The 11,620-nt window shown below is 64.8% G+C and carries 4 protein-coding genes and 4 pseudogenes; 2 read left to right on the plus strand and 6 right to left on the minus strand.

The features are described from left to right. A pseudogene (locus ACIP98_RS40930) lies at window positions 1-252 on the plus strand (ABC transporter family substrate-binding protein); the annotation flags it as partial. A gap of 3,379 nt (window positions 253-3,631) precedes the next feature. Then, window positions 3,632-7,315, plus strand: a complete 3,684-nt coding sequence (locus ACIP98_RS40935) for a S8 family serine peptidase (protein ID WP_401981754.1) — start codon at window positions 3,632-3,634, stop codon at window positions 7,313-7,315. A 922-nt stretch (window positions 7,316-8,237) separates the two neighbouring features. Here ACIP98_RS40935 and ACIP98_RS40940 read toward each other — a convergent pair. From ACIP98_RS40940 to ACIP98_RS40965, 6 genes and pseudogenes are all read right to left on the minus strand, one after another. Further along, the gene (locus ACIP98_RS40940; protein ID WP_401981757.1) at window positions 8,238-8,471 is read right to left on the minus strand and encodes a hypothetical protein; all 234 of its coding nucleotides are present in this window, start codon (window positions 8,469-8,471) and stop codon (window positions 8,238-8,240) included. A 111-nt stretch (window positions 8,472-8,582) separates the two neighbouring features. Beyond that, window positions 8,583-8,753, minus strand: a pseudogene (locus ACIP98_RS40945) (IS110 family transposase); the annotation flags it as partial. 1 nt (window position 8,754) lies between these two features. Next, entirely contained in the window at window positions 8,755-9,090 is a 336-nt protein-coding gene (locus ACIP98_RS40950; RefSeq protein ID WP_401981760.1) for a helix-turn-helix domain-containing protein, read from the minus strand. A gap of 43 nt (window positions 9,091-9,133) precedes the next feature. Continuing rightward, window positions 9,134-9,418, minus strand: a pseudogene (locus tag ACIP98_RS40955) (transposase); the annotation flags it as partial. Window positions 9,419-9,641: 223 nt separating this feature from the next. Further along, window positions 9,642-9,800 carry a hypothetical protein gene (locus ACIP98_RS40960; protein ID WP_401981761.1) on the minus strand — a complete coding sequence of 53 codons (159 nt, stop codon included), beginning with the start codon at window positions 9,798-9,800 and terminating at the stop codon, window positions 9,642-9,644. 346 nt (window positions 9,801-10,146) lie between these two features. Continuing rightward, window positions 10,147-11,472 (minus strand): annotated as a pseudogene (locus tag ACIP98_RS40965) (IS630 family transposase). Window positions 11,473-11,620 lie beyond the last annotated feature (148 nt).

An 11,620-nucleotide genomic window follows, 5' to 3' on the forward strand; every position in this document is an offset into this window, starting at 1 on the left:
AACATCCAGCAGAACTACACCGGCATCGGCAGCGACGAGCTCGACGCGGCGATGAACAAGGCCGCCGCCGACACCGACACGACCCAGGCCATCACCGACGCCAACGCGGCCGACGTGCTGATCTGGCAGCAGGCCAACCTACTGCCGCTGTACCAGCGCCCCGAAATTTTCGCGGCCAAGAGCAACCTGGCCAACATCGGCGCCTCAGGTTTCCAGGACCTGAGCTACGAGAACGTCGGCTTCCTTAAGTAGGCCGCCCCGCCGACGTCCCGGACGTGTCCGCCCTGCTACCGCTCCGCGGCGGGGCGGACCGCCGTCCGGACGGCCGTCGCACCCTAGGTGCGGGATGGGCATGGCTCGTTGTACACAAGCATGGTGCGGCTTGGGGAACCTTGGTTCCACATTGTCAGCGGTCAAGTAATTCCCCACTCCGGCGCAGGCCGTAACGGGTCGCCTGCTCACTGAGTGTGCGGCTGATGTGGTCGGTCAAGGGCGTCGTCGGCGGCGGTTCGCGCCGGCCTTACGGCCACCTTGGTCACCTGCCCCTCGTCCACGATGGTCACGGCCGCGGTGTTCTTCTGCCCATTGCGTGGCGTTGGAAGTGGGAATTTGGCTGACCGTCGAGCACAGGCCGTTCGATGATTCGCATGATTTGTAAGTCGGCGCGGCATCGAAAATATCACACCGCAATGCTCGATAAAAAATCCCTTCCGCATTCTGGCGGCATCCTCTCCGCGCTATTACGGAAATCGACTCAGGGCAACCGCGGAAAACTTGGATTCCCGTCCCGGTTGATTACTGGAGAACAAGGCAGGGGAACGCGTATTTCTTCTGGTGTCTCATCGGTGACTGATGAGAAAGACGCCGTTTGGTGGCTTATTGGTATCGCGGAAATTTCGATGGCGCAGGAGGGTGGGGGCAGCTATGTATGGACGGCCGAACCGTGTCCCAGGCCAAGAGACTCAGTGGTTTTCGGTGCCCTTTGAATCTCGCAATGTCGGACATCACCCCAATGTTGAGGTGCAGCGGCTCGGCTCACCCGAGCCGTCCCCTGGCGCCAGGTCAAGAGGTAGCCTCAGCGCGGTGGGCGGCGAGGGCGCTGGAAGGCAACCAGGCCAGGTGGCGCAAGAACTCGCGGCCGTTGAAAGAGACACCGCGTCAGCCCTTGGGGCCCGGCTGGTTTTCGAAGACGTGGCTGGTTTCTCGATAGGCTCAGCCAGATTTTCGTGATGGGGTCTGCTGCACGATCGGGTGACCTGCCCCACCTCTCAGGTTGCAGTTCTGCTGGCTAACTGACGGCCTTCACGAAAGGCTGCCGGACTTGCCTCGCGCCTACCCCGCCGAGTTCCGTGCCCACGCCGTTGCGTTTGGGGGGCAGGAAGAGAGCTGAAGCAGACCGCGGTTGACCTCGGCATCCATTCGGTCCCGTTGTCGAAGTGGTTGCGGCAGGACGACGTTGACAACGGCCGGCGTCCTGGCATCCTCTCGGAGGATTCCGCTGAGCGGCGAGCGGCGCGGCGACGAATCCGGGGCTGGAAACCGAGCTCGCGGTCGTCCACAAGGTTGCCAAGTTCCTCGGCGAGGGCAAGCCGGCCCCAAAAGGATCAACCCGGTGATCGACCGTCTCGTCGTGCCGGGGCACCAGTCGACCGATGCTGCCGGATCCTCGGCGTCGCCCGGCAGAACTACGACAGACACAAGCGCACCTCGTCCACATCGCGGCAGCTGCGACAGGAGTGGCTGACCGGGCTGATCCGGGAGTGCACGTCGCCTCACACAGCACCTACGGCTACCGCAGCGCCCACCCCGAGGCTGCGCTCAGGTCAGAGAGGACAGCGGACAGGGTGTGGGGATCGGTCGCCAGAGCCTGCCGGGCGAGAAAGGGGTACACAGAAACTGCGCGAGACGCCGCAGGGGCGGGGCCGCCCCTGGAACGGTTGCAAAAATTTCGGGTCGACAAAAGGCGTCACGCAATTGTGAAACCTATGGCGGCCATGAGATTTCCTAGGAAAAGCGGGACCTCGGCGATGGTTGTGCGTACCGAGAGCCAAGGCCCCGCCTGGAAACATCATACGCGCGTTCCAGAGTTGAACCGTGGCACCCCCATGGGGGGCAGGAGTGCCACGGCTTTTCACATGAAGACTGACCTAGGGTGGATCGGGTGGATATATCGGCCTGTTCTGCCGAGATCCCCACCCACAGTCTCGTGATATGACCATGAAATCAGGAGCTGGCACCTACGGGATTGCATGCAGGTGCCATAATTGCAGTAGGAGAGTGCCCAGCAGCTTATTGATGCATCCCAGGCGCGGCCGATTCAGCTGAAATCGGGCTAAACTTCGAGATCCGAGGATCCATCGCACCGGGAATCGCCCGCCATGGCTTCGGATCGTCGCCGAGGCACTGTTGCAGGTTCAGTACGGGCAGTGGAGGCGGTTCAGCGGATCCCGTGGCCAGCCTCAGCGGCACGGGGCCGGGTTCGCAGCGACTTCGGCCCGTTCTGGCCGTGCCGGCAGGAGAGACGGTTCGACCGGGAACGTTGTCGCGCGGATCCTGCGCGGACTCCGGCCCACGGGTGACGCCACCGATTCACGGCTGCCGCCCGCTGTCGGCGTCCCGGTCGTCCCGCGTGATGTGCGGTCCATGACCGCTTTGCGCGAGAGAGCCCAGACCCTCATGTGGCTCACCGAGTCGCTCTGTGTCGGCCGCGGGCCGCCAGCGTCTGCGCACGGCGCGTCCCCGGCGAGGTCCCGCCGACCGCCGTCCCCGCTTCCTGCCGCCCCCGCCGGCTCTCTCGGGCCGCTCAGTGCCGCAACTCTCCGAGGCGCGTGCTCACACGATGCTGAACGTTGCCGGCGCTGCGAGGAGACGGGGCGATGAATAGCCCTCGGGCTGCCCGCCCCAGCGATCACTTCGCGAGCGATGACCAAACCAGGTACGCACCGCTAAAGAATTGAATCTGAGTGCCAAGCATTTGAATGGCTATGCCTTTTCTCGCGGCTTGGTGTTGACTCGCCCATTCCGTGCAACGAGAGAGTGGCTTGACCGGTGGCAAGGATCTTGTCGGAAGGCGCCAGACCTGCCCCAAGAGGCAGGGCGAGTCCCGCTGTGACTCCTCAGTGCTGCGATCTTTGACGAAGTGAAGGCATTTTGGACCGATGTGATCCTCAAGAAGGGGCAGTGAACTGGAATTTCAGACGCTCAGCTTGACTATCACCGACCGGACCCACCGCCAAACCGCGACTTGCCTGGTGCGCCAGGACACTGCATGTGTTGTCCGATCTCGACAACCTTGCTGGAGCGCAGTCGGCCGCTCCCGCGCAGCGGCACTACGGGATCGTCCCATCGCCCCTTTGCTCGGCTCGCGTCGAGAACCGAATGGCGTTCCTGCGACATGTCGCAGGAACGCCATTCGAAATTTGTGACGGACGGAGCCCATTCAGCGATTATTTCGGGAAGTTGAACACGGGGCTGCGTGAAAGGGCCAGCGATACATATGAGACGGATCCGCCTCTGGGCGGCTATATCGATGTCGGCGACTATCGTGGCGGGGGTTGCGGTGCCGGCCGGGGCCCGGTCTCCCCAGGGTGGTGCCACACCCTCGTCGGCGTCACTCGAGCGTACGGCCACCGTGCGGTTGATCACCGGTGACCGGGTCACTGTCAGCGACGCGCCAAACGGCAAAAGGGTTGCTTCTGTGCAGCGCGCACCGGGGCGCGAGAAGGTCTTCTTCCAGATCACCGAGCGGGACGGTGCACTGACCGTTCTTCCCTCCGACGCGGCAGCGCTGGTGCGGACGGAGAGGCTGGACGCGAGACTGTTCGACGTCACGGCCCTTATTGCTCAGGGATACGACGAAGCGCATTCCGATGCTCTTCCGCTGATTGTGTCCCCGCCTGAAGGTACGGCCCGCGCGGCGTCCGAGCGGGTGGATAGGCTCTTGAGGTTCCAAGAAGCCACATCAGAACCGCTGCGGCTGACCAGTATCGATGCGCAATCACTGCGGGTGGCCGACCGGGACCTAGCGGCCTTCTGGAAGCAGCTCGCACCCGCAGGGCACTCCTCGATCGCGGCCACGGCCGCGACGCCCAAGATTTGGGTGGACCACAAGGTGCGTCCCACGCTGGACCGCAGCACCGGCCAGATCAACGCGCCGGCCGCATGGGCTGCCGGATACGTCGGCAAGGGTGTCAAGGTCGCGGTCCTGGACACGGGCGCCGACCAGACACATCCCGATCTCGCAGGCCGTGTCTTCGAGGCAAAAGACTTCTCCGGTAGCGGTTCGACCGAGGATCACTTCGGTCACGGTACACACGTTGCCGCCACGGTCGGTGGCAGCGGCAATGCCTCGAATGGTCTCCGCAAAGGCGTCGCGCCCAGCGCAGACCTGCTGATCGGCAAGGTGCTCGGGGACGACGGCTCCGGCAGCGAGTCACAGGTCATCGAAGGCATGGAGTGGGCCGCGGCGCAAGGCGCCAGGGTGGTGAACATGAGCCTGGGCGCCGACATGGAGACCGACGGCACCGACCCCATGAGCCAGGCGGTCAATGAGATCTCCCGAAGCAGCGGGGCGCTCTTCGTCGTTGCCGCAGGCAATAGTGGCGAGCAGGGCGCCACGACGATCGGTACGCCGGGCGCGGCAGACGCCGCCCTGACTGTTGGTGCCGTCGACCGCGATGACTCGCTGGCCTACTTTTCGAGCCGCGGCCCGCGTTATGGCGACCACGCGGTGAAGCCGGACATCACGGCTCCCGGGGTCGGAATTGTCGCGGCGCGTGCCGCGGGCACCAGCATGGGAACGCCCATCGACCAGTACTACACTGCGGCGGACGGCACCTCGATGGCCACGCCTCATGTGACGGGCGCGGCGGCGCTTCTGGCCGGTCAGCACCCCGAATGGGGAGCCGAACAGCTCAAGGACGCGCTTGTCAGCACCTCTCATACGGTGCCGGGTCAGGTGCCGACCGAGCAGGGTGGCGGCCGTGTCGACGTGAAGGCGGCGATGTTCGGCCCTGTCACTGCCACGGGGTCGATCACCCTGGGCAACTATGGCTTGGACGGATCTCCCGTGGAGCGGGCGGGGGTGATCCGCTACACGAACCACTCCCGGAGCGAGGTCTCGCTGAGCCTGCATGCCGAATTGGCGACCCTTGCCGGTGGAAAGAAGCTGCCTGCGCAGGCGCTGAAACTGGGTGCGAACACGATCCGGATCGCCCCGGGTGCGAGCGTAGAGGTGCCGATCGGCCTCGACCCCTCAAAGGCTGGTCGCGGCAACTACTACGGCTACGTCACTGCCACCTCTTCGTCCGGCGAACCGGTCCACACGACCCTCAGCCTGTCGCTCCACGCCCCGGTGCACAAGATCACCATGGACTCGTACGGTCCCGCCGGCGATCCCATCTACTGGGACTTCCTGCAGGTCTTCGGAGGGGATGCGGATGTCCAGTTCTCCGACTCCGACCCATCGGTCGCCGAGGTCGAGGAGGGCACGTACCAAATCGGCGCCACCGCAGTCGAGTGGACCTCTACAGGGGCGCGGGTCAGACAGATCCTGCAGCCCGAAGTGAAGGTCACCGCCGATACGACCGTGAGGCTGGACGCACGGACAGCCAAGCTGATGCGCGTACACACGCCTAACCCTGCTGTACGGCGCAACGACCTGTCGTACGAGATGTACCGGAAGATCGACGGGACGGTTCTGGACCAGACCATCGCTTTCGACGGGGGCGCCGAGACGATGGAACTGTACGTGAGTCCCACGCGCAAGGTCACCGAGGGCGAGTTCGAGTTCAACTCCCGCTGGGAGATGACGGCTCCGCAGCTCATCACCAAGGTCCGCGACGCGGACTTCGACCTCACTCCGTACTACCTTCCGGCGTCAGTCCCCTTCGACGCCGAGGGGGAGCGGCTCACCGCCGTGGACGCGGGGACCAAGCAACAGCCTGACCTGCGGCCCAGTACTGTGCGGGGCAAAATCGCCGTCATCCGTGACGACACGGCGGGCAACGGTTACGACCTCGCCGAGGTAGCTGCCAAAGCAGGCGCCAAGGGCATCATGATTGTCCTGCCGGAAGGGTTCCAGGCGTGGACCCAGTGGGAACCGACGGCCCCAAGGTCCGCCGTTCCCGTGATCCGGGTGGACGGCGCCCAGGGCGCGGCGCTGCTGCAGCATATGAAGAGGCACAAGGCCGTCATCGACATCTCCGGGACGGTAAAGAGCCCCTACCTGTACGACATCAAGGCGATATGGCCGCAGCAGATCCCGCAGGACGCGACGTACACGGTCTCGGACCGCAACACCGCGCGGGTGAAGGCGTCCTACGCGGACAACGGTGCACTGGCCTGGGACGGTGAGCAGCGCTTCAGTTGGCGCCCCTACGCGGATGTCGCTTGGGAGACCTCGCGTCCGGCCCCGACCGGCGGGACGCGTACCGAGTACGTCACCTCTGGGGACACCCAGTGGCAGCACTACGTCAACTTCATGACCCCTGTGTACTGGGAACTGCCGATGGTTTCGGGGCTGAGGGACACCCCCCGCACTTTCGAGGCGGGCGAGAAAACCCACGAGGAGTGGTACAAGGCCGTGGTACGGCCCTCGATCCCGCGCGGATGGGACCGTCCCTCGGCCCGTGACGGCGATGTTCTCCGTCTGGCCATCCCGGAGTACACCGACTCGGAGGCCAGCCACTGGGCCCGCCAGGACACTGCCATCCCGTGGAGTCTGCGGACCTCCGCAGAGCCTGGTGCGGCGGCCGAGGCGACCTACCAGGGCGACAAGGTGACATCAGTCCTTTACCGAGACGGCAGGAAGCTGAGCGAAGCCGACAGTGCCTGGGGCAACTTCGTGGTTCCTGCAGGGGAAGCCCGCTACCGCTTGGACTTGACGACGGAGCGCCTGAGCCAGGACTGGGAGACCGGTACCCGTACTTCCACGTCCTGGACCTTCCGCTCCGGCACCACGACGGCGAAGACGCTGCTGCCGCTCCTCCAGGTCGACTACGCGGTCCCGGCCGACCTACGGAACGCGGTCGGCGGAGGCAAGCGGCACGACATCGATCTGACCGTCAGGAACCAGGACGGGCTTGCCACCCCCACCGGGGTGAAGCTGTCGGTGGAGGCGTCATTCGACGACGGCACCTCCTGGAAGGGACGGGTCCACGTCGAGAACCGCGGCCACAACCGGTTCACCGCGACCCTTGAACGCCCGGACGGCAAGCCCCACGAGGCATACGTGACCCTGCGGGTCACAGCCTCTGACAAGGCGGGCAACACGGTGCAGCAAACCGTGGAACGGGCCTACCGGCTCAGCAAGTGAGACACGGCGCCTCTGCGGCGACCCCGCAGAGGCGCTACTCAAGCCGTTCGCAGCGGACTATGAGCGACGGACCGGGTAGTGCGGCTGCCCATGCCGAACCCCTGCTTGCACAGGCCGCCCGGACGGTGAGAGACGTCGTTCGGAGTGTAGGGCGGGATCGGTCTTGCCCTTCTGCCCTCCATCGAGGGGCGCCGGCATTCGATGCCCCCGCCGCGACGACCACCCGCAACGGGCTTACCGTAGGGGCCGCACTGGACCGGCAGCTACCGCCTGGGCTTCAACAGTGACTGCTGCCGAGTTCCAGGCCCTGCCGATCACGCCCGGCGGGTTCCACGGCGACTGGGACTGCACCCTGGCCCCGTCCCACCCCGACTGCGACCGGAGCCGACGACCGCCCGGCGGATTGACCCGGCCCTGACCGAGATGCTCAGCGATCCGGCTCTGACCGGCATGTCGCGGTCCGACTTCGAACGCCTGGTGGAAGTCTCTGAGCCGCACTGGGACGCGCTGGCCCTCCAGCGCCGCGTTCACCGTCCCCGCAGCTACCGCCACCGGCAGACCAGTAGCCTCGACCACTACCACCGTCTCCGGGCAGCCCTCCTGCGTCGAGGCAGCGCGATAACCAGCACACTCCTGGCCAGGCTGGTGGGCGGCACCGGCACCTACCTCTCAACTCAATTTCGGAAGGGTTACCGTCTGCTGGACCTGCACCGCATCGCCGTCACACCTACGCCCGGGCCACCCGCCCGGGCCCTCGAACAGCTTCGGGCCCGGCTATCCGATGGGTGAGGCCATCTCACCTGGCCAGATAGCGAAATACGGGACTGACGCGAAAATAGGGTGAACGCCCGGGTCAGGTGTTGGGGATCGACTCGAAGGCGGCGGCAGGATAGCCAAGCGGTGATGGGCTCGAAGCGGATGGTCAGGCCCAGGCTGTTGGCTTCCTTGAGCATGCGGCGCATGGCGCGTTCGGGGTCGCGTCGGGTGAAGTGGTCGGCGCCGAGTTCGCGGTAGTGGGTTTGTCGTGCAGGACGTGCCATAGGGCGATGGCGAGTTTGTGCATCACGGCGACCAGGGCCCGTCTGCCGCCGCGTCGTGCCGCCAGGCGCCGGAAGAAGACGCCGAGGTAGGAGTCCTGTTTCTTGATCGTGACCATGGCGGCGATCCCGAGGAGCCGTTTGAGGTTGCTGTTGCCGGGATGGGTGCGGCCGGAGGCGGTAGGGATCGACCAGGGTGGGTCGGTAGCGGGGGGCCTCTATGTTTTTCGTCAAGCGAGTCGTGGGGTGCGGGGTTGATAGAAGGTGCCGTCGCGGAGCATGGCGAACAGGACGCTGATGCGGTGGCGGGCGAGGCGGAGGAGGGCTTGGGTGTGGGTTTTTCCGCGGGCTCGGCAGCGGTCGTAGTAGGTGCGTGATGCGGGGTCGTGGAGAGCGGCGAACTCACCTGTGAGCGGCCCACTTCGATCCCTGCCGCACGCGCTGCGGCGGCCGGGGAATCCAGCGTCCACTCAGCCGGCCCTGACTCGTCGAAGGCCCACAGTTCCCCGTCGCCTCCCACCGCAGTCGCCCCGGCGGCACGGTCTTGACCAGGGAAATGATCCTAGACCGCTCCTGCTCGGTGATTCGTCGTTTGCGGCCCTGCCCGCCCAGATCGTCCAGTCCCTGCAAGCCCAGGCGGTTGAAGCGGTGCAGCCAGCAGTGGACCGTCTTCTGCCTGCAGCCCAGCTCCACCGCGATCGCCGGCACCCGCAGCCCCGACCAGCTCAGCTCGATCATCCGGGCCCGCATCACCGCATCCCGCGGTGCCTTCCTCGGCCAACAACGACTCGTGCAGACGCTGCCAGACTCCCGCGTCGTTCCAGTCACGAAGGCGCCGCCAGCAGGTCATCCCCGTACCAAAGCCTATCTCCCGGGGCAGGAAATCCCACGGAATCCCGGTGTAGAGCACGAGCAGGATGCCGGAGAGCACCTTCCGGTCACCCAGACGCCTGCGACCAGGGTGATCCGGTCGACGTGGCACAACCGGCAGCAACGGCTCGATCCGAGCCCACAGCTCATCCGCCACGATCCATGGGGGCTGCTGACCTTCTCGCGCATCGGTCAACAACCCCGCAACCACGCGGATTCCAGGACACTTTATTAGGAGTTCTAAATCGACTCCAAAATCGTCACGACGTCCTCAACGGCTGCCGTACCGAAACCCGACTCATATACGCCCCGCTATGAAGACACCACGCATCGAGCGCCAGTATTCCGCGAGGCGAAGCACGAAAATTACGTCACAAGCGGGCAATCTTCTTCTGGAAGACGATTGCCCGCTCGCAGTATTACGGCTTGGGGGCGTAGACAGGCGCGGTAGCGCCGGGCTTGATCCCCGACCAGTCGTCACCGTTGGTTCCGCCAGCGATCTCTGCGAGATCCGCTTCTTCAACCGCAGCGTCCACAATTTCATTGTCGCGAGCCGGCGAGGCGTCAGAGTTTCCCATTTAACCCATCTCCTTCAGTGGTTCAATCCTTGCTGGATCTAATTTATTCATAGCTCACCTCTTGGGGTCAACGGCCCTACAGAAGGACTTCGGTGCACCGTGCGGTACGTCGATCATTCATTTCGGTAGACTTTGCGGTGAGCCCTTTCCCGCCGAACGGCCATCCTCAAGTACGCGAAGTGACAAAAAGGCGTGAATAGGTAGTGATTCCCAGATTTTACCAAGTCGGCTGCCGATCAGGTCAGGTGCGGCATCCCAGTGATGTCGGGTAGCGAAGTCGTAAGCTGACATGCGTAGCTGATCCGATGTCGGCGTCTTCTAGTGTCGTGCGCCAGAAATTGCGAGGCTAAGTCTCCGTCTGGTTGTTGGCAGGTGCAGACGCGATTTTGTTGAGGTAGTCGGCGAGGGAGTTCAGGATTTCGTCGGCGGTCTTGGTCCAGGTGAAGGGCCTGGGGTTGTTGTTCCAGCCGTCGATGCAGGTCCTGATGTCGTCTTCCAGGGCTTTTACCGAGGTGTGGACGCCGCGGCGGATGAGTTTGTCGGTCAGCAGGCCGAACCACCTTTCGACCTGGTTGATCCAGGACGATCCGGTAGGGGTGAAGTGGACGTGGAACCGGGGGTGTTTGCCCAGCCACGCCTTGATGTCGGGGGTGTTGTGGGTGGCGTAGTTGTCGCATACCAGGTGCACGTCGAGTCCGGCGGGGACCGTCTTGTCCATGGTGACGAGGAACTTCTTGAACTCCACTGCCCGGTGGCGGCGGTGGAGGTCTGCGATGACGGTGCCGTCGGCGATGTTGAAGGCGGCGAACAGGCTGGTGACGCCGGGCCGCAGGTAGTCATGCGTGCGGCTTTCGGCCATGCCGGGCATCATCGGCAGGACGGGCTGGGAGCGGTCCAGGGCCTGGATCTGGCTCTTCTCGTCCACACATAACACCACGGCCCGCTCAGGCGGGTTGTGATAGAGGCCGACGACGTCGACGACCTTGTCCACGAACTGCGGGTCGGTGGAGAGCTTGAAGGAGTCCTGCAGGTGCGGCTTGAGGTCGAAGCGTTTCCAGATCCTGCCGATCGTCGATTTTGACAAGCCGGTCCGGGCCGCCATTGAGGCCCGGGACCAGTGCGTGTCCGCTCCGGGCGTGGATGCCAGAGTCGCCATGATCACCTCTTCGACCTGGTCCAGGAGAATCGAGGGCGGCCGGCCCGGCCGGGGCTCATCAGTCAGACCGTCGAGGCGGTCGGCGACGAAACGGGCTCGCCAGCGATCCACCGTGGAGGTATCGACACCGAGATCGGCTGCAGCCTGCTTGTTGGTCCCGCCCTCCGCGCACCGCAGCACGATCCTCGCGCGCAGCGCCAAGTACTGCGCAGTCTTCGCCCGCCTCGACCACTGGACCAGCTAGGTGCGTTCGGCCTCGCTCAACACCAGATCGGCCTTCGGACGGCCGATCCGGGCAGCATCCTCGAGGCCGGCCATCCGCTCAGCTGCGAACTTCCCCCGCCACTTCCTCACCGTCGCGACGGTCACACCAACCTCCGTCGCCACCCTCGCATTAGCCGCCCCGCCCGCGCACGCCAGCACGATGCGAGCCCGCTCCACGAATCGCGGCACTACCGCCCCATTCGCCCAGTGGGCCAACTCCGCGCGTTCCTGATCGGACAGGCGGACATCCATGGCACGAGGACCAGGCGACATGGCAACAGACTACAGACTTAGCCTCGCCATTTCTGGCGCACGACACTAGTGGTTGCGCCGGTAGTCCGTCGTTAGATTTTTGATGAGTACTTCTGGTGGTGTGTCGGTGCCTCGGCGGGGTCCGAAG

The sequence above is a fragment of the Streptomyces sp. NPDC088354 genome (assembly GCF_044753585.1).
In the GTDB taxonomy this organism is placed as follows: Bacteria; Actinomycetota; Actinomycetes; order Streptomycetales; family Streptomycetaceae; genus Actinacidiphila.

Bases quoted from the DNA above. Each gene is read 5' to 3' on its own strand.
- ACIP98_RS40940 (WP_401981757.1), bottom strand. From the start codon at position 8,471: ATGGTCACGATCAAGAAACAGGACTCCTACCTCGGCGTCTTCTTCCGG.
- ACIP98_RS40950 (WP_401981760.1), bottom strand. From the start codon at position 9,090: ATGATCGAGCTGAGCTGGTCGGGGCTGCGGGTGCCGGCGATCGCGGTG.
- ACIP98_RS40960 (WP_401981761.1), bottom strand. From the start codon at position 9,800: ATGGGAAACTCTGACGCCTCGCCGGCTCGCGACAATGAAATTGTGGAC.